The 21,261-nt window shown below is 71.4% G+C and carries 17 protein-coding genes; 3 read left to right on the forward strand and 14 right to left on the reverse strand.

The annotated features are described in order from the left end of the window. Positions 1-17: 17 nt before the first annotated feature. The 9 genes from LRS07_RS19290 to LRS07_RS19330 form a co-directional block, all read right to left on the reverse strand. Positions 18-1,397, reverse strand: a complete 1,380-nt coding sequence (locus LRS07_RS19290) for an MmgE/PrpD family protein (protein ID WP_260499541.1) — start codon at positions 1,395-1,397, stop codon at positions 18-20. Next, complete coding sequence (locus LRS07_RS19295) at positions 1,394-2,137, reverse strand: SDR family oxidoreductase (protein WP_260499542.1); 744 nt, start codon at positions 2,135-2,137, stop codon at positions 1,394-1,396. Before LRS07_RS19295 ends, LRS07_RS19290 begins: the two co-directional genes overlap by 4 nt. Before the next feature lie 14 nt (positions 2,138-2,151). Beyond that, positions 2,152-2,988, reverse strand: coding sequence for an SDR family NAD(P)-dependent oxidoreductase (locus LRS07_RS19300; RefSeq protein WP_260499543.1), 837 nt, complete (start codon positions 2,986-2,988; stop codon positions 2,152-2,154). Beyond that, positions 2,988-3,857, reverse strand: coding sequence for a Bug family tripartite tricarboxylate transporter substrate binding protein (locus tag LRS07_RS19305; protein ID WP_260499544.1), 870 nt, complete (start codon positions 3,855-3,857; stop codon positions 2,988-2,990). Before LRS07_RS19305 ends, LRS07_RS19300 begins: the two co-directional genes overlap by 1 nt. A gap of 259 nt (positions 3,858-4,116) precedes the next feature. Next, entirely contained in the window at positions 4,117-5,670 is a 1,554-nt protein-coding gene (locus LRS07_RS19310) for a methyl-accepting chemotaxis protein (RefSeq protein ID WP_260499545.1), read from the reverse strand. Between the two features lie 108 nt (positions 5,671-5,778). Further along, a complete protein-coding gene (locus tag LRS07_RS19315) occupies positions 5,779-6,819 on the reverse strand; it encodes a 2-hydroxyacid dehydrogenase (protein WP_260499546.1) in 1,041 nt (346 codons plus the stop codon). Positions 6,820-6,863: 44 nt separating this feature from the next. Further along, on the reverse strand, positions 6,864-7,604 hold the full coding sequence (locus LRS07_RS19320; protein WP_260499547.1) for a maleate cis-trans isomerase family protein: 741 nt from the start codon (positions 7,602-7,604) through the stop codon (positions 6,864-6,866). Next, positions 7,601-9,604 carry a hydantoinase B/oxoprolinase family protein gene (locus LRS07_RS19325; protein ID WP_260499548.1) on the reverse strand — a complete coding sequence of 668 codons (2,004 nt, stop codon included), beginning with the start codon at positions 9,602-9,604 and terminating at the stop codon, positions 7,601-7,603. Before LRS07_RS19325 ends, LRS07_RS19320 begins: the two co-directional genes overlap by 4 nt. Before the next feature lie 26 nt (positions 9,605-9,630). Next, positions 9,631-11,721 carry a hydantoinase/oxoprolinase family protein gene (locus LRS07_RS19330; RefSeq protein ID WP_260499549.1) on the reverse strand — a complete coding sequence of 697 codons (2,091 nt, stop codon included), beginning with the start codon at positions 11,719-11,721 and terminating at the stop codon, positions 9,631-9,633. Positions 11,722-11,781: 60 nt separating this feature from the next. On the opposite strand from LRS07_RS19330, the gene LRS07_RS19335 reads away from it, so the two are divergent. Continuing rightward, positions 11,782-13,092 carry a citrate synthase gene (locus LRS07_RS19335; protein WP_260499550.1) on the forward strand — a complete coding sequence of 437 codons (1,311 nt, stop codon included), beginning with the start codon at positions 11,782-11,784 and terminating at the stop codon, positions 13,090-13,092. Positions 13,093-13,152: 60 nt separating this feature from the next. Here LRS07_RS19335 and LRS07_RS19340 read toward each other — a convergent pair whose 3' ends face one another. The 5 genes from LRS07_RS19340 to LRS07_RS19360 all read right to left on the reverse strand — a co-directional run bounded on the left by LRS07_RS19340 (position 13,153) and on the right by LRS07_RS19360 (position 18,148). After that, a complete protein-coding gene (locus tag LRS07_RS19340) occupies positions 13,153-14,058 on the reverse strand; it encodes an ABC transporter substrate-binding protein (RefSeq protein ID WP_260499551.1) in 906 nt (301 codons plus the stop codon). Then, positions 14,058-14,804 carry a class II aldolase/adducin family protein gene (locus LRS07_RS19345; protein ID WP_260499552.1) on the reverse strand — a complete coding sequence of 249 codons (747 nt, stop codon included), beginning with the start codon at positions 14,802-14,804 and terminating at the stop codon, positions 14,058-14,060. Before LRS07_RS19345 ends, LRS07_RS19340 begins: the two co-directional genes overlap by 1 nt. A gap of 10 nt (positions 14,805-14,814) precedes the next feature. Next, on the reverse strand, positions 14,815-15,783 hold the full coding sequence (locus tag LRS07_RS19350) for a Bug family tripartite tricarboxylate transporter substrate binding protein (protein ID WP_260499553.1): 969 nt from the start codon (positions 15,781-15,783) through the stop codon (positions 14,815-14,817). Positions 15,784-15,803: 20 nt separating this feature from the next. Beyond that, complete coding sequence (locus LRS07_RS19355) at positions 15,804-16,832, reverse strand: Bug family tripartite tricarboxylate transporter substrate binding protein (protein ID WP_260499554.1); 1,029 nt, start codon at positions 16,830-16,832, stop codon at positions 15,804-15,806. Between the two features lie 164 nt (positions 16,833-16,996). Then, entirely contained in the window at positions 16,997-18,148 is a 1,152-nt protein-coding gene (locus LRS07_RS19360; protein ID WP_260499555.1) for a porin, read from the reverse strand. A 297-nt stretch (positions 18,149-18,445) separates the two neighbouring features. Here LRS07_RS19360 and LRS07_RS19365 point away from each other — a divergent pair, with 297 nt between their 5' ends. After that, positions 18,446-19,420 carry a Bug family tripartite tricarboxylate transporter substrate binding protein gene (locus LRS07_RS19365; RefSeq protein ID WP_260499556.1) on the forward strand — a complete coding sequence of 325 codons (975 nt, stop codon included), beginning with the start codon at positions 18,446-18,448 and terminating at the stop codon, positions 19,418-19,420. Between the two features lie 34 nt (positions 19,421-19,454). Further along, positions 19,455-21,260, forward strand: a complete 1,806-nt coding sequence (locus LRS07_RS19370) for a thiamine pyrophosphate-binding protein (protein ID WP_260499557.1) — start codon at positions 19,455-19,457, stop codon at positions 21,258-21,260. Position 21,261 lies beyond the last annotated feature (1 nt).

Below are 21,261 nucleotides of genomic sequence, written 5' to 3' on the forward strand. Positions count from 1 at the left end.
GGCCGCGGGCCGCCGCATCAGCCGCGGCGCAACGGCGCCAGCAGGTCGTCGACGCAGGGCAGCCGGGCCAGGTCGTCCAGCTGTTGCAGCAGGCGCTGCGCGCGCCCGGCCCCCAGCAGCGGGCCGGCCAGGACCTCGAACTTGCGCCGCAGCCGGCCCTCGCCGGCACCGTCCAGCGGGGGCACCCGCGCCGGGTCATGGGCGGTGGTCGCCTCAAGCCGGCAGTCGGCCAACGCCACCTGCAGACGGGCCGCGGTGGCGGCCACGTCCGCGTCGGCCTGCACCACCACCCGATCGCGGACGGCGCGCACCTCGGGGTCGTCGAGGTCCGGTCCACCGAACGCCGCCGGGTCTTCGGTGGGCCGTCCGCACCACGCCATCGCCACCGCGTGCGGAAGGCTGCGGCGGGCCTGCAGACCGTCGGCGGGCGCCCGGTACGGGCAGGCGGCCAGGGTGCTGGGGTGCACCCGAAGCCGCAGCACCGTCTCCTGGCCCGGCCATCGCGCGGCGGCCTGGGCCCGCAGCGCGAGCGCGCACTCGATGGCCGCATGCACGAAGAAGCAGGCGGCGTGGAACTTGAAGAGGTGGCCGGCCAGCGCCTGCCCCGGCGGCGGCAGCGCCCGCAGGTCGGGCGGCGGCTTGCGGCCATAGGCCTCGATGAAGCCGCCCCGGCATTCGAGGATGTCGTCGCGGGCGGTGAAGCCGCGCTCGGCCAGCAGGGCGGACTGCACGCCCGCCCGCGCCGCCTGCCCCGGGTGCAGCGGCTTGGCCATGGTGCCGCCCTCTACCCGCAGCCCCGCCGACTGACTGGCCGCCAGCCCGAGCGCGTGCGCGGTGGCGCGGGGGTCGAGGCCCAGCAGGCGGGCGGCACCCGCCGCGGCGCCGAGCACACCGACCGTGCCGGTGAGGTGGAAGCCCAGCGCCTGGCTCTCGGGCATGACCCAGCCGCCGATGTCGCAGGCGGCGTCGCAGCCGGCGACGTAGGCCTGCAGCAGTGCGGTGCCGCCGGCCCGTCGCCACTGCGCCAGGGCCAGCAGCCCGGGCAGGATGGCCGCCGACGGGTGGCCGCTGAGGGCCAGGTTCACGTCGTCGTAGTCCTGCGCGTGCGCGGCGACGCCATTGACCCACGCCGCGGCCGCCACCGGTAGCCTCGTGAAGGCGCCGCCCAGCACGGTGGCCTGCGGCGCACCGCCGTCCCCTTCGGCCTGGTCGCGGACCAGGCCGGCCAGCGGTTCGGTGCTGCCGGCCAGGGTCGCCCCCAGGCAGTCGAGCACCGCCAGCCGCGCCGTGCGCCGGGCGGTCTCGCCGAGGTCGTCCCAGCGCAGCGTGCTGGCGCGCCGGGCGACCAGGGCGGTCAGCCCGCCGGCCGGTGCCGTCGTGCCGCCACCGGCGTTCACAGCGTGTAGCCGCCGTCGATCACGAACACCCCGCCGGTGGTGAAGCCCGCCTCGTCGCCCGCGAGGTGGACGGCCAGCGCGGCCACCTCCTGCGGGCGGCCGAAGCGGCCCACCGGATGGCGCGCCAGCCGCGCGGCCTGTTCGGCGCGCGGGTCGGGATCGGCGGCCACGCGTTCGCGCACCGTGGGCGTGTCGATGACGCCGGGGCAGATGACGTTGCAGCGCACCCCGTCGGGCGCGTGCGCCAGCGCCACCGCCTTGGTGAGCCCGATCACCGCGGCCTTGCTGGTCCCGTAGGCGAAGCGCATGGCGTTGGCGACGATGGACGACTGGACCGAGGCGACGTTGACCACGCTGCCGTGGCCGCGCTCGATCATGCCGGGCAGGAAGGCCTTGACGAGGCGGTACATCGAGCTGACGTTGAGCGTCCAGGTGCGCTCCCAGTCGTCCTCGCTGCAGTCGAGGATGCCCCCGTGGTGCACCCAGCCAGCGACGTTGGCGATGACATCCTGCGGCCCCAGCGCCGCCGGCAGGGCGTCAATGGCCTCGCGGTCGCACACGTCCAGCACCGCGGTGCGCTGCACCGCCGTTCCCTCGAACGAGGCCAGCAGGTCGGCCCGGACGTCGGTGGCGACGACGACGGCGCCCTCCTCGGCGAAGGCCAGCGCGATGGCCCGGCCCATGCCCTGGCCCGCCGCCGTGACGAGCGCCCGCTTGCCCTGAAGGCGGCCCAGCGACATCCCCCTGCCCGGCGCTACCCTGCGCCAGCCGCGCTGCGCTGCGGCTGCGGCGCCATGCACGCGAGGCCGCCGTCGACCACCAGCTCCGCGCCGTTCACATAGGCCGCCTCGTCGGACGCCAGGTACACGGCGGCCATCGCCACGTCCCAGGCCGAGCCGAACCGCCCCATCGGAACGGTCTGTTCGCGCCGCCGCCGCGCCTGCGGCCCGGCCACCTGGCCGGTGGCCGCGGCGATGCGGTCGGCCACCGACGCGAGGACCGGCGTGTCGACGATGCCCGGCACCAGCAGGTTGACTCGCACCTGCTGCGGCCCGTACTGCGCCGCCAGCGCGCGGGTGAAGGCGGCCACGCCACCCTTGCTCGTGCTGTAGGCGATCGCCGGCATGCCCAGGTAGCGCTCAGCGGAGATCGAGCCCACGTTGACGATGGCGCCCCCGCCGGCCCGCACCATCACCGGCAGCGCGTGGCGGCAGGCGAGGAACAGGCCCTTGAGGTTGACGGTCACGGTGCGGTCCCAGTCCTCCTCCGACAGCTCGCACAGGTCGCCGGGGGTCATCACCCCGACGTTGTTGTGTAGCACCTGCAGGCCGCCGAAGCGCTCGACGCAGCGGCGGACCATGGCCGCCATGTCGCCATCGCGGGTCGCGTCGGCGGTGAAGGCCTCGCTCGCCCCGCCCTCGCCGCGGATGACCTCGTGCGTGGCCTGGGCCGCGTCCTCGCAGGCGTCGACGACCAGCACCTTCGCCCCTTCGCGGGCGAAGGCCACGGCCGCGGCCTTACCGTTGCCCCAGCCCGGCGCGATGGACCCGGCGCCGACGACGATGGCGGCCTTGCCCTGCAACCGACCCATCAATCGAGCCGGATGTTCATCGGCTTGACCACGCCCTCCCAGAACGTGACCTGCGATCGAACGAAGTCGGCGGCCTTCGGTCCGCTGCTGAAGAACGGCACCACGCCGAAGGTGGCGAACTTGTCCTTGACCTCCTGCGTCTGCAGGGTCTCCGCGAGCGCCGCGGTCAGCCGGTCCACGACCTGCTGGGGCACGCCCTTCGGCGTGGCCAGCGCCAGCCACACCGAGATCGGGTAGTCCTTGACGCCGAGCTCGGAAAAGGTCGGCACGTCGGGGATGTGCGGCAGTCGGCTGTCGGTGGCCACCGCGAGCAGGCGGACCTTGCCGCTCTGCACGAAGGGCTTGAAGGAACCGTAGTCGCCGATCGCGGCCTGCACCTCGCCGGACGCCAGGTCGGCCACCATGTTCACCATGGCCTTGTACGGCACGTGCACCAGCTTCGTCCCCGTGCGCTGCTGCAGCAGCTCCATGCTGATGTGCAGGGGGTTGCCCACGCCGGAGGTGCCGTAGTTGAGCTTGCCGGGATGGGCCCGCGCGTGGGCGACGAACTCCTGGTAGTTCTTGACCGGCAGGTTGGCGTTCACCGCCAGCATGAAGGGCAGCATGGCCCAGGTGCCGACGACCTGGAGGTCGCGTGGCGGCAGGTACGACAACCCGGCGTACAGGTGCTGCGCGGTGGTGTAGCCGCCCATGTCGATGGTCATGACGGTGTAGCCGTCTGCCGGCGACTTCGCGACGCTGGCGGTGCCCAGCGTGCCGCCGGCGCCGGAGCGGTTGTCGACGACGATGGGCTGCTGCAGCCGCTTGGCCATGTCCTCGGCGACGACGCGCGTCATGACGTCCAGCCCGCCGCCTGCGGGGTAGGCCACGACCCACCGGATCAAGCGCGACGGATAGCCCGCCTCCTGTGGCTGGGCGGTCGCCGGGCCTGCCAGCGACAGCCATGCGGCACCGAGGGCGGCCAGCCATGCCCGCAACCCGCCTATTCGCATCGTCGCTCCTCGCGCTGGGATCGTGATGCCCGCAGGTTAGGAGCGGCCGATGGGTCGATCAAGATTGAAGGTGCATCAATGCGGGAAGGTCCTTGTGCGGCGCCCGCCGGGCACGGTCGCCCGGCGCCGGCGCCGCTCAGGCGGCCGGGTTCGGGCGGCTCAGCTGGAAGACGGACACGGCCTGCACCATCGTCTCGGTCTGATGGTTGAGCGTGCGCGTCGCAGCGGTGGCCTGCTCGGCAAGCGCCGCGTTCTGCTGGGTGGTGCCGTCGAGCTGGCTCAGCGCCTGGGCGATCTGCGTCACGCCGGCGCTCTGCTCGTTCGAGGCCACGCTGATCTCGCCGACGATGTCGGACAGCTGGCGGATGGACTCGACCACCTGGCCGATGGTGTTGCCGGTGCGCACGACGAGCGCCTCGCCTTGCTCCACGCGCTCCACACTCGTGCCGATGAGGTCCTTGATCTCGCGGGCGGCCTGCGCGCTGCGTTGCGCCAGGTGGCGCACCTCGCTCGCCACCACCGCGAAACCGCGGCCCTGCTCGCCCGCCCGGGCGGCCTCGACGGCGGCGTTGAGGGCCAGGATGTTGGTCTGGAAGGCGATCCCGTCGATGGTGCCGATGATGTCGGCGATGCGGCGCGAGCTGTCGGCGATGCCCTTCATGCTCGACACCACCTGCTGCACCGCCTCGCCGCCGTCCTTGGCCACCCGGCTCGCGGTCTGCGCCAGCCGGTCGGCCTCCATCGCGCTGTCGGCGTTGCGCCGGATCGTGTCGCCGATCTGCTGCGTGGCCGCGGCCGTCTCCTGCAGCGACGCCACCTGCCTTTCGGTGCGCGAGGACAGGTCCTCGTTGCCGGCGGCGATCTGGCGCGAGGCGGTGGCGACCGACTCGGCGCTGGTGCGCACCCCGCCCACCGTCTCGGCCAGCCGGTCCCGCATGGCGTTCAGCGCCGCCAGCAGCTGGGCCGCCTCGTCGCGGCCACGCACGTCGATGGCCGTGGTGAGGTCGCCCTCGGCGACGGCCTGCGCCACGTCGATGGCATGCCGTAGCGGGCGCGTCGTGGAGCGCACCACGCTGACCCCGATCAGTCCGGTCAGGCACAGCGTGACCAGCAGCAGCCCCAGCAAGGTGTAGCCCGCGCGGTGGACCTCGGCGTCGACCTGCTGGCCGGCCTGCTTCATGAGGTCGTCGCCGAGCCCGACCATCTTCTCGAGAATGCCCTGGTAGGTGTCGAACCGCGGGGCGAGCGTCTGCTGCAGCAGGCCGCGCGCCTCGTCGAGACGGCCCTCGTCAAGCAGTTTCAAGAGCGCCCCACGCTGCTCGCCATAGGCTTGGCGTGCGGTCACCAACACCTTGAAGGCTTCCTTGCCCTTAGGAGTTGTCATCGCCTCGCCGAGCGACGCAAGGGCATCGTCATTAAGGCGGACGATCCGGTCGAGTTCCTCACGCAACGGTTTGGCAAGAGCGGCTTCAACAAGCACGAGATCGCGCATTGTGCTGGCCGCCTTGTTGTTGTTCTCGCGGATGTGGTAGAGCAGTTTGATGCGCGGGTAGCGCAACTCGAATGCGCTGTCGAACTGCTCGTCGACCGCGGCCAGCTTCAGCATAGCGAGCCCGACCGCAAGGACAAGGAAGCTGGCGAGCGCCATAAAGGCAACGGCGAGGCGGGCCGTGAGAGAGAAGTTGCGCATGTTCTGGCATCAGAGGAAAAGCCACGGCGCATCGCCGCTACGCAATATCGGCCCCCTCCCCACCCGGCTTTAGAGGCTGAGTTCCATGCGACTGCGTCGTCCGTCGGATCAAGTCGCGGACAGACGCTCCCGCCTTGCGCGCCAGCGTTCGAGCACCTCCGGGTTGCGGAAATACAGCGGCGGCTCGCCGCGCAGCAGCCGGTCGATGTTCTCCAGCGCCGTCTCGGGGATCGCATTGAAGATCTCCTGCGTGTGCCCGACCATGTGCGGCGTCAGGATCACGTTGTCGAGCCGGCGCAACGGGTGGTCGGCCGGCAACGGCTCCAGTTCGAAGGCGTCGAGGGCGGCGCCGGCGATGCGCCGTTCCGCCAGCGCTCGCACCAGCGCCGCCTCGTCGATCATCCCGCCGCGGGCGGTGTTGACCAGGAACGCGCTGGGCTTCATGCGCGACAACGTCCGGTCGTTGATCATGTGCCGTGTCTCGTCGGTGAGCGTGGTGTGCACGCTCACGATGTCACCCTGGGACAGCACCGCATCCAGGTCGGCCGCCTGCGCGTTGACCGGCAGGTCCTCCGGCTTCAGGTAGGGATCGAACACCAGCACCCGCACGCCCCAGCCCTGCAGCCGCTCCGTCACGCCGCGTCCGATGCGGCCCAGCCCGATCAGGCCCACGGTCTTGCCCATGAGCATGCGGGCTTTCATCGTCTTCGGTCGCGGCAGGTTCTCGGCCAGCACGCGCTCGGTGCCGTGCAGGTCGTACAGCATGGCGAGCATGAGCAGGACGGTGGCCTCCGCCATCGAGTTGAAGTTCTCCGGCGTCGGCCCGTGCGCCACCGCGATGCCCAGTTCGTTGGCCGAGCGCAGGTCCACCGACTCGGTGCCGATGGTCGGAAAGACGACGCCCTGCAGCCGCCGGGCCGCGATCAACGCCGCGCGGTCGACGATGGAGCGGGTGGTCGTCACCACCAGGTCCGCGTTGGCGAAGTAGCGGGCGAGGTCGTCACCCTGGAACTGCGTCTTGTGGGGCGGCTTCTGCTGCGGCCCCCGCACGACCTGGAAGCCGCGCTGCCGCAGCCCGTCCGTCACCTGCTCCAGCCAGGGATCGAGGATGAAGTCCGAGGTGACGAGGGCGGTGCGTGTGGGCTGCATGGCAGGACTCGTGGAGGGGATGTGGAGGGCCGCGGAACCGAGGGTCAGCCCTGCTGGGGCAGCGGGCGCGCTCCCAGGCGGCCACAGGCCGGCAGCGGCACGTCGACGGACAGCCGGCGGGCGGCGTACCACAGCATGGCCGAGTTGCTGGTGACCACCGGGCGGTCGAGGAGGCGCTCGGCTGCGGACACCGCCTCCCAGCCGCGGATGGCGGTGCAGCTGAGCACGTAGGCGTCCGCCTCGGGGTGCCGCATCTCCAGCAGGAGCTGTTCCCAGCGCTGCGGCGTGACGGCCAGCATCTCGTGCGGCGTCGCGATGTCCAGGCCGCGCGACGCGAGCACCTCGAAGCCGAGGTGCTCGAAGAACCGGTCCTCCCGGCGCGCGATCGACTCGACGTACGGCGACAGCATCACCAGGCGCCGCGCACCCAGCGCGTGCAGGGCCGCCACCAGGGCCTGCGACGTGGCGATCGCGGGCACGCGCGCCACCGCTTCGATGCGGCGCAGGACGTCGACCTGCGCGTCGCCGGACGCGGTGCTGATGGCGGTGCAGTGGAAGGCGACGAGGTCCACCCGGGCGTCGCGCAGCAGGCGTGCACCGTCTTCCACCCCCGCGGCCATCGCGGCCAGGTCGGCGTCGCTGCTGCCGTTCAAGGGCAGGCGGGTCCAGTGCAGCGCCAGGCCGGCCGGCCGCGCGGCCGCGAACTGCGGCTCCGCCGCGGTGTTGCCCGACGGCAGGATGAGGCCCAGCCGGCGGCCCTCGCCGTAGTCGACCTGCAGCGTCATGCGGTGGCGGTGGCTGGGGCGGCGGCCTGGCCCATCTGCTGCCAGGCGGCGTCGACGTCGTCGGGGCTCAGCCTGCCGGCAGACGCGCGGCGGGACTCCAGCGCCTGCCACAGGCGGCTGCGCGCCTCGTTGCGCAGCGGCGGCGGCAGCCCGTAGAGGTGCTCGCTGTAGCGCTGCCAGACGGCGTCCGTCCAGGCGGCCTCGTAGCGGCGGCGTTCGGGGTCGAAGGTGAAGCGCTCGGCGGGCGGCTGCTGCGCCCGGCCCTGCGCCCGCCGCTGGGCGGTGGCCGCCTCGTTGACGCCGTGGCTCGAGGCGTCGAGCACGACGCCATAGGCCTGCTCGGCGGCCTCCCGGCTCACGAAGCCGTCCTGCACATCGGCCAGCACCCGCGCCGGCTCGCGGTCGAGCGGGTTGCCGTGGCCGCCGCCGCCGGCGATCTCGATGCGCACGACGTCGCCGCGCAGCAGGCGCAGCAGGTCAATCTTGCCGATGTCCTGCGGCGCCGCCTGGCCGGCCCGGCGCAGCGTCACCCGGCCGCCCGCGCCGCACTGGCCGCCGGCCAGGCCCCAGGGCCGGAAGCGGTGGCGCTCCATGCCGCGGGCGGTGATGCTGCATTCGGCGGCCAGCACCTGGAACTCGAGGAAGGCACCGCAGCCGCCCCGCCACCGGCCCGGACCGCCGGAGTCCGGCAGCAGCCCGTAGCCCAGCACCCGCACCGAGGCCTTGCGCTCGACCGCCTCGACCGGGCTGTTGCGCAGGTTGGCGATGTCCACCACGTCGCGGGCGTGCAGGCCGTCGCCGCCGGCGTGTCCGCCGGTGCCGCCGGACAGGGGCTCGAGCACGTTGACCAGCAGGCGGCCCGCGGCGTCGCGCTCGGCGAAGACGACCGGCGCGATGGTGCCGGCGCCGCAGGCGGGCACCAGCCCGTCGCGGGCCTGGGCCAGCGCGCCGAACAGCGCATCCTGCACGCGAACGCCGGTGGTGGTGCGCAGCCCCACCGCCGCCGGGAACTGGCAGTTGAGCACGCTGCCCTCCGGCACCGACACCGACACCGGCCGCAGCAACCCGGCGTTGACGGGCAGGTCCGGCTCCTCGGTCAGCAGCAGGAACATGATCTTGTAGACCAGCCAGGGATGGGGCTTGCCGCAGCTGAAGATGTTGAACGCCGACGGGACCTGCACCTCGGTGCCGGTGAAGTCGATGTGCAGCCGGTCGCCCTGGACCGTCACCGCCACGCACAGCTTGATCGGCTGCGACGAGGCGACGTCGTCGTCCAGGTAGTCGGCGAAACGGTAGGTGCCGTCCGGGATGCGCTCCAGCACCTGGCGCGCGCGCCGCTCGCCGTAGTCCAGCGCGTCGTCCATGGCGGCGCGGAAGGTGGCCGCGCCGTAGCGCTCGACCAGTTCGCGCACGCGCCGATCCGCCACCCGCAGGGCGGTGCGCATGGCCAGCAGGTCGCCCTCGGAGTCGGTGGGCACGCGCACGTTGTTGAGCAGCAGCCGGAAGACGTCGTCGTTGCGCTGGCCGGCGCGGTACAGCTTCACCGGCGGCACGCGCAGCCCCTCCTGGAACACCTCGCGGTGCGACGGCGACAGGCTGCCGGGCACGTTGCCGCCGACGTCCGTCGAATGCACGTAGGCGAAGGCGAAGCACACCAGTTCGCCGCCGGCGAAGATGGGGGCCAGCATGTTGACGTCGGGCAGGTGCGACGCGACGCCTTCGGTGGTGTACGGGTCGTTGTAGAAGACCACGTCGCCCTCGTCGTAGCGGTCCTGCGAGCGCAGGACGGCCGAGAAGTCGAGGTTGGCGAACATCGAGATGCCGATGGACACGGGGTAGCCGAAGATCTCGCCGCGCGGCGTGACCAGCGCGACGCCGAGGTCGGCGGTCTCGTTGACGAAGGCGGTGTAGCCGGTGCGCTGCAGCGCGTAGCCCATCTCCTCGGCCACGGCGCGGAAACGCTGCATCAGCACTTCGAGCAGGATCGGTTCGGTGCGCATCGGGGCCGCTCCAGGGGTCGGGTGGGTCATGGCGAGGTCCGGGTGAGCATCAGCGCGCCGACGCGGTCGACGGTGGCGCGGAAGCCGGGGGCCACCACGGTGGTGGTGTCGAACTGCTCGACGATGGCGGGGCCGTCGAAGCCGTGGCCCGCCAGCAGCGCCTCGCGCCGGTAGACCCGCGCGTCGTGCAGCGTCCCGCCATAGCGGATGCGGCGCCGGCCCGCGGGCACCGGTTCGGACCCTGCATCGGCGGCCGGCAACTCGCGCAGCGCGAAGGTCGGGCGGCGACCGGTGATGCGGGCGCGCAGGTTGACCACCTCCACCGGGCTGCCGGGCTGGGCGGCACCGTACAGCGTGGCGTAGGCGGCCTCGAAGCAGGCGCGCAGGCAGTCGCCGCCGAGCTGCGCCACGCGGTCGGGCAGCGGCACCTCGAGCTCGAAGGCCTGCCCGGCATACCGCATGTCGGCGCTGAAATCGAGGCTCACCGATTCGACCTCCGCCTGCTCGCCGTCCAGCCAGCCGCGGGCCTGGGCCTCCAGCGCCTCGAAGCTGGCGCGCAGCGACTCGTCCGGCACGGCGTCGACCGCCTTGCGCCAGCTGCGGATGTAGTCGGCCTTGAGGTCGGCGATCATCGCCCCGAGGGCGCACAGCGTGCCAGGCGAAGGCGGCACCAGGATGCGCGTCATGCCCAGGTCCTCGGCCAGCAGGCAGGCGTGGGTGGCGCCAGCGCCGCCGTAGGGCACCAGCACGAAGTCGCGCGGGTCGATACCACGCTTGGTCAGCATGGGCAGCAGCGAGGTGGACATGTTGGACGTGCCCAACGCCAGCACCGCTTCCGCCGCCGCGGGAATGTCGACGCCCAGGCGCTCGGCCAGCGGCGCCAGCGCACGCTCGGCCAGTTCGGTGTGCAGCCGCATGGCGCCGCCGAGGAAGCGCTCCGGGTCGAGGAAGCCGCAGACGAGGTAGGCGTCCGTGGTGGTGGGCTGCTCGCCGCCGCGGCCGTACGCCGCCGGCCCGGGCACCGCGCCGGCGCTCTGCGGGCCGAGCTTCATCAGCCCCAGCGAATCGAAGCGGGCGATGGAGCCGCCGCCGGCGCCGACGGCGAACACGTCCACCGCGGGCATCACCATCGGGAAGTCGCCGATGCCGGCGTCGGTGGAGTAGACCGGCACGCCGCCGCGGATGATGGACACGTCGGCGCTGGTGCCGCCGATGTCGCAGGTGACGCAGTCCAGCACGCCGGCCGCGCGCGCCACGAAGGCCGCGCCCACCACGCCCGCCGCCGGCCCGGACAGCAGCGTGTGCACCGGCAACCGGGCGGCGGTCTGCGCGCTCATGACGCCGCCGTTGGACCGCGTCAGGTAGAGCTTACTCCGCAGGCCCACCCGCTGGGCGTCCTGCTTCAGCGCCTCGACGTAGCGGCTCATGAGGGGCTGGACGTAGGCGTTGAGCACGGCCACGATGCCGCGCTCGTACTCGCGGGCCTCCGGCCAGAGGTCGGTGGACCGCGAGACCATGACGCCCTGCAGCCGCTCCTGCAGTTCCTGCACGACCGCCGCCTCCTGCTGCGGCTGCGCGAAGGCGTTGAGCAGGCACACCGTCACCGCCTCGACGTCCATCGCGGCCAGCGCGTCGGCACAGCGGTCGATCGCCTTGTCGGTCAGCGCCAGGACCACCTCGCCGTCGCGGTCCAGGCGCACCGGGAGCTCCACGACGCGACGGCGCGGGACCAGCGACGCCGGCACGCTGGACATCAGATCGAACTGGTTGGGCTTTTGCAGCCTCGCCAGTTCGAGCAGGTCGCGGTTGCCGGCGGCGACCACCAGTGCCACCTTGGCGCCGCGCCGCTCCAGCACGGCGTTCAGGCCGATCGTCGTTCCATGCACGAAGCTCCCGATGTCGGCGGGGTCGCCGCCGAGGCGGCCGACGAGCTGCTCGATGCCGGCGGCCGCCGCTTGCGAGGGCGAGTGCGGCGTGCTGGGCACCTTGTGGGTGTGCACCAGCCCGCTTGCTTCGTCGAGCAAGGTCAGGTCGGTAAAGGTGCCACCGATGTCGATCCCGAGTCGATAGGTCAACGCTGCCTCCCGAACCGAGCGGGGCAATGACCGCTCTGGCACTTGTTTCGAGGACCACAATACGCGACCATTTCTAATTGATCAATCTTGAACCGGTCATCAATGCCCAAGCGAATCGAGAACGACGGGGATGCCGCGGCACGGACGAATTACGCCAGCGCGCAGGAGGCGATGAAACTGCTGGGCATCCGCCAGCAGACGCTGTATGCGTATGTGAGCCGGGGCTGGATCCGCAGCATCCGGCAGCCCGGGCAACGCAACCGGCTGTACCTGCGAGAGGACCTGGAGCGCATGTCGGCGCGCTCCCTGGCGCGTTCGGGCCACGGCGCGGTGGCCGCCTCGGCGATGAACTGGGGCGAGCCCATCATCCCGACCACGATCACCGAGATCACCGCGGAAGGCCCGCGCTACCGCGGCAAGCTGGCCTGCGACCTGGTGCGCCAGGGCGCGTCCTTCGAGTCGGTGGCGGAGCTCCTGTGGACCGGCATGTGGCACGAAGGCGCCGCCTGGCCACAGGCCGAGTCGAGCCTCGAGCTCAAACGCCTGACCGACTCGCTGCCGTCGTTGCAGGCCAGCGACCAGCTGCTGGAGGTGTTCGCACTGGTTACGCTGCACCTCGGCGTCGGACGCGGCACGGTGGCCGAGCGCATCCGAAGCGGCCGCACGCTGGACGCGGCGCGGCAAGTCATCCACACGCTGGTGGGCTGCTGCGGGCTGAGCTCGGCGGCCCAGCGCTACGTCGCCATGCGCGACGGCGAGACGGTGGCGCAGGGCCTGATGCGAGCGCTCGGCGTGAAGCCCACGCCGGAGAACCGCCGCGCGATCGAGGCCATCCTGATCCTGCTGGCCGACCACGAGTTGTCGCCCGGCGCCTTCAACGCACGCGTGGCGGCGTCCAGCGGCAGCACGCTGCACAGCTGCATCGCGTCCGCGCTGTGCGCCAGCTCAGGGCTCGAAATCGGCCGGCTGTACAACCGCGTAGGCGAGTTTCTCGACAGCGGGCGCAGCAAGGCGACCCTGGTCGCGCGGGCGCTCGACTTCCACCGTCGCAACACCATGGTCCCGGGGTTCGTGCACCCCATGTACCCTCATGGCGATCCACGGGCGCGGCTGCTGCTGGAGATCGCCCGTGAACGGGACGATCCCGGCAGGACGCTCGCCCCCGTCTTCGGCTTCCTCGAAGAGGTGGAGGAGCGGCTGTCGCTGCACCCCCGCCACGAGTTCGCGGTGGCGGTGCTGGTGCGCGCGATGGGCCTGCCGCGCTATGCCGCCGGCGCGCTCTTCGCGCTGGCGAGGACCGCCGGCTGGGTGGCCCATGTGCAGGAGCAGCGGCTGTCGGGCTCGCTGCTGCGGCCCCGCGCCAAGTTCGTGGGCACGTCGGCCAGCGCCGACGCCCTGCCCGTCATCCCCTGAACCTGCTCACCCGGTCGAGGCCGCATGCGACCCTGGCGCGGCGCCCAGCGGGGCCGCGCCTCACGGCGCGCCGGCGCCCGCCAGGCCGGTGCCGGGCATCAGGTAACGCGACGGCTCGAAGGTACGCTGGGCAATGACGAGTCCGGCGTCGACCAGGCTCGCGTGCACCAGGCGCAGCCCCTCCACGTTGATCGACAGGTCCCGCGTCAGGCACTGTCCTTCGGTCAGGTCCTGCCAGGCCCGCCGGGCGTGGACCCACGGCACCTCCATCGACTCGCTAGCCACCAGCGCCATGCGGTCGCCGTCACGGTAGAAGTGGTCGGCGCTGCGGCGCATGACGGCCAGGAACGCGGCCAGTTCGGCACCGTGCGCATCGACCCAGCCGCGGTCCGCGTTGAGGGTGTTGAATTGCCAGACCGGGACCACGTCGCTGATGTCGCCCAGCACCGTCAGACCCGCCTCCTGTGCCAGGTAAACCCACGGCAGCGACTGCAGGCCGGCGTCGATGCGCCGCTCCAGCAGGAGACGGTGCCGCAAGGGGGCGCCGCCGGTCTCCACCACCTCGAACTCCTCGGGGAACCGCAGCCCGTGGGCCCGCGCGAGCAGCTTGAAGTGGAAGAAGCTGCCCTCGGTGCGCGACAGCACGCCGATGCGCCGGCCGCGCAGCGCCGCCACGCTGTCGATGCCCGGCTGCACCACCAGCCGATGGCTCAGCCGGTCGGCGTTGCCGCCCACCAGCACGGTGGCGCCGCCGCGGTCGACGTCCTGCAGCACCGAATCGGGCGGCGCGATGGCGATCTGGCACCGGCCCTCGCGCAGCGCCTGCACCGGGTCGTCGTTGCCCAGCAGGCAGGTGTGCACCTGCAGCCCTTCGGCCTCGAACAGGCGCTCGCGCAGCGCCGCCCACAGGGGGACGTAGTAGAAGGTGCGCGAGACGATGCCGACCGTCAGCCGACCCTCGTCCATCATGTCCTGTACGAGGGGTCGAGGCGGTCCGCGATGCGCAGGTAGGCCGGCCAGTCGTCCTGGCCGCCGTGCGCGTCGTGGCGCTCCCATTGCCGGGCGGCATGCTCGCAGGTCTCGGCCGACGGCAGCACGATGCGGCAGCCGGTGGCCTGGAGCATGAGCTGCGTCTCGCAGGCGCCGACCAGGTAGCGCATCAGGGTCAGCGCCTCGCTGGCGCTCGTGCCGCAGGTCAGCAGCCCGTGGTTGCGAAGGATCATCGACTTGTGGCGGGGACCGAGGTCGCGAGCCAGGCGCGACGCCTCGTCGAGGTCGGTCGCGATGCCCTCGTAGTCGTGGTAGGCCAGGCGGTCGTAGAAGCGCATCGCGCCCTGCGTCATCGGCAGCAGGCCCTCTGCGTTCGCCGACATGGCCATGCCGGCCTTGCTATGCACGTGCAGCGTGCAGTGCAGGTCGGGGCGCGCGTTGAGGATGGCGGTGTGGATGGTGAACCCGGCCGCGTTGACGCCGTCGTCCTCACTCAGCGCCTTGCCGCGCAGCTCGATCTTCACCAGGTTGGATGCGCACACCTCGTCGAACATGACCTGGTGCCGCTTGAACAGGAAATGGCCGGGCTCGTCCGGCACCCGCAGCGCAATGTGGTTGTAGATCAGGTTGTCCCAACCGTAGTGGACGCACAACCGGTAGGTCGCCGCCAGGTCGATGCGGGCCTGCCATTCGGCGTCGCCCATGTTCGAAGGTCTGCTCATGAACTGCTCCTTACTCGGCCTTGATCTGCGCTTCCCGGATCACCCGGCCCCAATTCTCGGCGTCGCTGCGGATCGACTCGGCGAAGGCGGCCGGGGTGCTGGCCACCGGCTCGGCGCCGAGCGCCAGCCAGCGTTCGCGCAGGGCGGGTTCGATGACCAGGCGCGCCACCTCGCTTTGCAGGCGCGCCACCACCGCCGGCGGCGTGCCGGCCGGTGCCAGCAGGCCCAGCCACACGCTGGTTTCGTAGCCGGGCAGGCCGGCCTCGGCGATGGTGGGCACCTGCGGCAGCGCCGGATGGCGGCGCGTGCCGGTCAGGCCGATGGGCCGCAGCTTGCCGCTGGCCACATGCGGACCGGCGGTGCCGATGGCGGCGAAGAAGAAGTCGACCTGGCCTCCGACCACATCGCCGACGGCCGGCGCGCCGCCCTTGTACGGGATGTGGTTCATCTCGGTGCGCGACAGGCGGTTGAACAGCACCATCGCCAGCTGCTGCGGGCTGCCCGCGCCGACCGAGGCGTAGCTAAGCTGCCCGGGCGACCGGCGCGCGCGCTCGATGACCTGTTCGACCGTGGCCAGGTCGTTCTTCGGGCCCGCCACCAGCACCAGCGGCATGTCCACCACCTTGGTGATCGGCACGAAGTCCTTCACCGGATCGTAGGGCAGCTTGGGCATCAGCGCCGGATTGATGGCCACCGTGGCCTCGGTGGTCATCAGCAGCGTGTTGCCGTCGGGGGCTGACTTGGCCACCATGTCGGCGGCGAGGATGGTGCTGGCGCCCGGCTTGTTCTCGACCAGAACGGGACGCTGCAGGCGCTCGCTCAGCCCCGGCGCGATGGCGCGCGCCACCACGTCGCCCGCACCGCCCGGCGCGAACGGCACGATGATGCGCAGTGGCCTGACCTCCTGGGCGTGCGCGCCGCCCATGGCCCCCAAGGCGACGGCGATGCCCATCATGACGGTGCGCAGCAGGTGGTTCACATTCATCTCCCGTGGGGTGTTCAGTTGTCCGCCGTGACGCCGGCCTGCCGGATGATCCGCGTCCACTTGACCGTTTCCTGCGCGATGGCGGCGCCGAACGGTTCGGGCATGGACAGCACCGCCGTCATGCCCATCTGCGACAGGCGCTCGCGCATGGCGACGCCGTCCAGCGCCCTGGCGGCGTCGGCCTGCACCCTGAGCACCACCTCGCGCGGCGTGCCCGCCGGCGCGAAGAGCCCCAGCCACGCCCCGGCCTCGTAGTCGAGACCGCCGGACTCGGCGACCGTCGGCACATCTGGCAGCGCGACCAGCCGCTGGCGCCCCCCGACGGCCAGCGCCCGCAGGCGGCCCGAACGGACCTGCTGCAGCGACGACGAGACGCCGTCGAAGGCCAGCTGGACCTCGTTGGCGACGAGCGCCTGCACCATGGGCCCGCTGCCCTTGTACGGCACGTGCAGCATGTCGATGCCGGCAAGGGTGCGGAAGAGCTCCACCCCCATGCGCGAGGTGGCGCCGCCGGAGCCGTAGGCCAGGGCGCCAGGGCGCGCCTTGGCCAGCCGGATCAGCTCCTCGACGCTGGTGGCGGGCACCGAGGGGTGCACCACTAGCAGCAGCGGCAGCGACGCGAGCTGCGACACCGGCTGCAGGTCCTTCTGCGGGTCGTAGGGCATCTTCGGGTAGAGCCCCGGGTTGATCGTGATCGCGCTGTCCGAGGCCAGCAGCAGCGTGTGGCCGTCGGGCGCGGCCTTGGCCACGGCGTCGGCGCCGATCATCTGCCCCGCGCCGGCCTTGTTGTCGACGATGACCGTCTGCCCCCACTGCGCCTGCAGCCGTTCGGCCAGCATCCGGGCCAGCAGGTCGGTGGGCCCGCCGGGGCCGGTGGGCACGACCAGCCGGACCGTGCGGGTCGGGAAGGGCGGCGTGGGCGACTGCGCCCGGACGGCCGAAAGGCCGATCGCACCCATCGCACCGAGCGCACCCGACAGGGCCAGGCGCAACGCGCGCCGACGGGCCGGACACTCCGCGGGCACCGAGCTGCGGCCGTTCATCACCTTGTCTCCCTGTGAAGTGGCCGGGTCGCTCGGCCCGGAGGGCCGCGACGAGGCCGACGGGCGACGGCCGACGGCGTCTGCCGCCGGGCGCGCCCTGTCCGAATCAGGAAAAAGGGGCGGCGCCGGCTTGAGACCTGCGCCGCCCAGCCTGGAGACCGGACTCAGAAGTTGTGGCGGATGCCCAGCGTGGCCGTCGTCGACCGCGAGTTGCCGGCCACGAACGCGGCCGGCTGCTGCACCGAGCCCGAGCCCAGTGCGTACTGCGAGCCGTTCCGGTTGCCGATCGTGCCCACCGAGGCGAAGGCCACCGTGCGCCGCGAGAAGTTGTACTCCGCGCCCAATGCCACCCACGTGGCGTCCCGGTCGCCCGGATTGACCGCATAGTTTGTGTCGTCGTTAACGCGCACCACTTGCGCGATGCCGGTAAACGCGCCCACCGGCACTCGCACCCCCAGGTTCATCAGCTTAAAGTGGCTGGCACCCGTGGCGCTCACGCCGGCCACGCGCGCCAGGGCCCCGGTGCACGTGGTGCACGAGTTCTTGTCGTTGGTGTAGCCGGCGTAGAGCTTTGCGGCCCCGAAGTTGTAGCTGCCGCCCACAACCCAGGCATCCGCTTGCCCGTTGGCATTTCCGGCGCCCTCTTGCCGTACCCAGCCGGCCAGAGCATCGATTGGGCCACTAGAGTAACGCGCAGACCAGCTGTAGCCTCGACCGATCGCTGTCGACGCTTCTCCAGCCGACACCATGGCGCGAACTTGAAATCCGCTAAAGACTGGAGATGAATAACCAACCGCGTTGTCATGTCGCGCGTTGATACCGCTGGCACTCAATTGACGTGTGGCCGCACCACTGCGCGTGATTGACAGCAGGCCGCCGCTGCCCATCCAGAAAAAAGCATCAACTCCTGGCAACACCCCATAGTAGGGCGTGGGCAGACGGCCAAGCTGCACCGTGCCTAGCGCGCCACTGCTCAGACCGACCGATGCCTCACGCCCCCAAGCGCGACCGCCTTGACCAAGCTGACCATCGTCGAGTGTCAACCCCTGCTCAATCCGGAATACTGCCGCCAAGCCGCCGCCCAGGTCCTCACGACCCATGAAGCCCAGGCGGCTGCCCAACCCGCCCCCCGAGCCCACTCGTGTGACGGTTCCTCTTCCGGCGCGGCTCACGTCCACGAAGGCGTCCATGACGCCGTAAATGGTTACCGAGGACGCGCTACCTTGTTGCGCCATTGCCAAACTCGGCATAAACGACAGCAGGGCCGCGGATGCGGTGCCGATAACCAATAGATTCCGGTTCAAGATCTTCTCCAAGTTGATTGCCTTCTGTGGCATCAGCCCCTCCATCGAGGTCACTGAGGACCGGGCTGAACTCTAAGAACGCCTTGGCTATGTCGGCAATCTTGAAGCAATTGTCAACGTGATGCTTCTCAGCAACGCAGTTCTGCGGCCTCACTCTGAGAGAACAGAGCACGGTGCGATTCGGCTCGGGAAAGTCCTGATCTCACATCAAGACCGAACTCATCACTGGTCACATTGACGACGCGTTCTAGATTGATCAAGTTTTTTTCGCCTCGTACCATGCCGCTCCCCTACTCTGGAGAGGTCCGTATGACGCATCCCATCGTGCTTCGCCGGAGGACAGCCACTGCGGCCCTGCTGTCGCTGAGCTTCCCAGTGGCGGCACAGACAACGTTTCCAGCAGGAGCAGTCCGGTGGATCGTTCCATTTCCGGCCGGTGGGCCGTCCGACGTCCTCGCCCGCGTGTGCGCCCAAAAATTGAGCGAACGCTGGCAGCAGCAGGTCAATGTCGACAACAAGCCGGGCGGGTCGACGGTGATCGGTGCTGTGGAGGCGGCCCGGGCGCCGGCCGACGGCCTGACGCTGTTCATGCCGATCGACTCGACGCTGACGATGAACCCGTCGTTGTTCAGCAAGCTGCCGTACCACCCGACGCGCGATTTCCACCACGTCAGCCTGCTGGCGACGCAGTCGCTGGTGGTTCTGGCCAACGACCGGGTCGCCGCCAAGACCCTGCCCGAGCTGATCGCGCTGGCCAAGGCGCAACCCGGTGCGATCAACTACGGCTCGGGCACCATTTCGACGCAGCTGGCCGGCGAGATGCTGAACCGGGCCGCCGGCATCAAGCTGGCCTACGTCCCTTACAAGGGCAGTTCGGACGTCGTCAAGGCCATGCTCTCCGGCGAGATCCAGACCAGCGTGGACGGCATCGCGCCCAACGTGCCGCACATCAAGTCGGGCCGCTTCCGTGCCCTGGCCACCACCGGCCTGCAACGATCGGCGGCGCTGCCGGACGTGCCCACGCTGCACGAGCTGGGGCTGCGCGACTTCGAGGTGCGCGTCTGGCTGGGCCTGTCGGTCCCGGCCGGCACGCCGATGGCGGTGCAACGCAGGATCCAGGCCGACGCCCAGGCGGTGATGGCGCTGGCCGACGTGCGCGAGAAGCTGCTGCCATTGGGCCTCGAGGCCGTCGGCTCCACGCCGGAGCAGTTCGCCGAGACGATCCGCGTGGAGACGGCCCGCTACGCGCCGCTCATCAAGGAACTCGGCCTGCGCCTGGACTGACCTTCAACCTGTCACCCTCTTTCCGGAGAACCCTGTGAATTCAAGTTCCAAGCCCTCGGTCCGGCGCGACGTCCCGCTGCCGTCGCCCGCCTCCGACGAGGTGTGGGGCAGCGACTCGATCGCCGAGATGCTGCGCGCGCTGAAGATTCCGTTCGTGCTGCTCAATCCGGGCTCGAGCTTCCGCGGCATCCACGACAGCCTGGTCAACCACCTGGGCAACGAGAGCCCGCAGATGCTGGTCGTGCTGCACGAGGAGCACGCCGTCGCCATCGCCCACGGCTACACCAAGATCACCGGCCAGCCGCTCGCCGCCTTCCTGCACAGCAACGTCGGCCTGATGCACGGGTCGATGGCCGTCTACAACGCCTGGAACGACCGCGTGCCGATGCTCGTGCTGGGCGCCACCGGCCCGGTGGACGCCGCCAAGCGCCGGCCGTGGATCGACTGGCTGCACACCGCGCAGGACCAGGGCGCCATCGTCCGCGACTTCACGAAGTGGGACGCGCAACCGGCCTCGGTCCCGGCGGCGCACGAGGCCCTGCTGCGCGCCCACCAGATCGCGATGACGGCGCCGCGCGGGCCGACCTACGTCTGCTTCGACGCGGCGCTGCAGGAAAGCAAGCTGCCGTCGCGGCCGGTGCTGCCCGACCCGGCGCGCTACCAGGCGCCACCGCCGGCCGAGCCGGCGGCGGCGCTGGTCCAGCAGGCGGCGCAGTGGCTGTCGGGCGCGAAGCGCCCGGTCATCCTCATGGGACGGGTGTCGCGCGACGAGCAGGAATGGGCCCAGCGCGTGCGCCTGGCCGAGACGCTGAACGCCCAGGTGCTCACCGACCTCAAGATCGGCGCGGCCTTCCCGACGGCGCACCGGCTGCACGCCGCGGCGCCGGGGTTCTTCCTGTCGCCGCAGTCCTCGGCCGTGCTGAAGGCGGCCGACGTGGTGCTGAGCCTGGACTGGTGGGACCTGGGCGGCACGCTGAAGCAGGCCTGGGGATCGGAGGCGGTGGGCAGCCGCGTCATCCAGGCCTCGGTGGACCACCACAGCCACCGCGGCTGGAGCCAGGACCACCAGGGCCTGCCCCCGGTGGACATCTTCCTGCAGAACGAGCCGGCACCGGTGGTCGAGGCGCTGCTGCGCGCCGTCAAGCCGCGGCAGGCCGAGGTGCCCGCCCGGCCGCCAGCCGCGCCGGCCGCGGCGCAGGGCGCCGACGGCAGCATCAGCATCGCCGGCATGGCGCAGGCGCTGCAGCGGGCCTTCTCCGGCCGCAAGCCGTGCCTCATCCGGCTGCCGCTGGGCTGGGCCGGCGACCTGTGGGACTTCGAGCACCCGCTGGACTACCTGGGCTACGACGGCGGCGGCGGCATCGGCTCCGGCCCCGGCATGGCGGTGGGCGCCGCGCTGGCGCTCAAGGGCAGCGACCGCCTGCCGGTGGCCGTGATCGGCGACGGCGACTTCATGATGGGCGCCAGCGCCTTCTGGACCGGCGTCAACGCCGGCGTGCCGCTGCTGACCGTAGTGTGCAACAACAGGTCGTTCTTCAACGACGAACTGCACCAGGAGCGGGTGGCCAAGGACCGCAAGCGGCCGGTGGAGAACCGCTGGATCGGCCAGCGCATCGGCGACCCCGAGCCCGACCTCGCCACCATCGCCCGCGGCCAGGGCCAACTCGGCATCGGCCCGGTGCGCAGCCCCGAGGCCCTCGACGCGGCGCTGGCCGAGGCGGTGCAGGCGGTGCTGAAGGGCGCCAGCGTGGTGGTGGACGTGCACGTCACGCCGGGCTACACGCCGTCGATGTCCTCGGGCATGACCCGCAGCCACGACGATAGCGACACGAAGGAGTGAG

This window comes from Aquabacterium sp. J223, from assembly GCF_024666615.1.
In the GTDB taxonomy this organism is placed as follows: domain Bacteria; phylum Pseudomonadota; class Gammaproteobacteria; order Burkholderiales; family Burkholderiaceae_C; genus J223.

Coding starts and splice junctions, on each gene's coding strand:
- LRS07_RS19295 (WP_260499542.1), bottom strand. CDS start 2,137: ATGTCGCTGGGCCGCCTTCAGGGCAAGCGGGCGCTCGTCACGGCGGCG.
- LRS07_RS19300 (WP_260499543.1), bottom strand. CDS start 2,988: ATGGGTCGGTTGCAGGGCAAGGCCGCCATCGTCGTCGGCGCCGGGTCC.
- LRS07_RS19310 (WP_260499545.1), bottom strand. CDS start 5,670: ATGCGCAACTTCTCTCTCACGGCCCGCCTCGCCGTTGCCTTTATGGCG.
- LRS07_RS19315 (WP_260499546.1), bottom strand. CDS start 6,819: ATGCAGCCCACACGCACCGCCCTCGTCACCTCGGACTTCATCCTCGAT.
- LRS07_RS19320 (WP_260499547.1), bottom strand. CDS start 7,604: ATGACGCTGCAGGTCGACTACGGCGAGGGCCGCCGGCTGGGCCTCATC.
- LRS07_RS19325 (WP_260499548.1), bottom strand. CDS start 9,604: ATGCGCACCGAACCGATCCTGCTCGAAGTGCTGATGCAGCGTTTCCGC.
- LRS07_RS19335 (WP_260499550.1), top strand. CDS start 11,782: ATGCCCAAGCGAATCGAGAACGACGGGGATGCCGCGGCACGGACGAAT.
- LRS07_RS19340 (WP_260499551.1), bottom strand. CDS start 14,058: ATGGACGAGGGTCGGCTGACGGTCGGCATCGTCTCGCGCACCTTCTAC.
- LRS07_RS19345 (WP_260499552.1), bottom strand. CDS start 14,804: ATGAGCAGACCTTCGAACATGGGCGACGCCGAATGGCAGGCCCGCATC.
- LRS07_RS19355 (WP_260499554.1), bottom strand. CDS start 16,832: ATGAACGGCCGCAGCTCGGTGCCCGCGGAGTGTCCGGCCCGTCGGCGC.
- LRS07_RS19365 (WP_260499556.1), top strand. CDS start 18,446: ATGACGCATCCCATCGTGCTTCGCCGGAGGACAGCCACTGCGGCCCTG.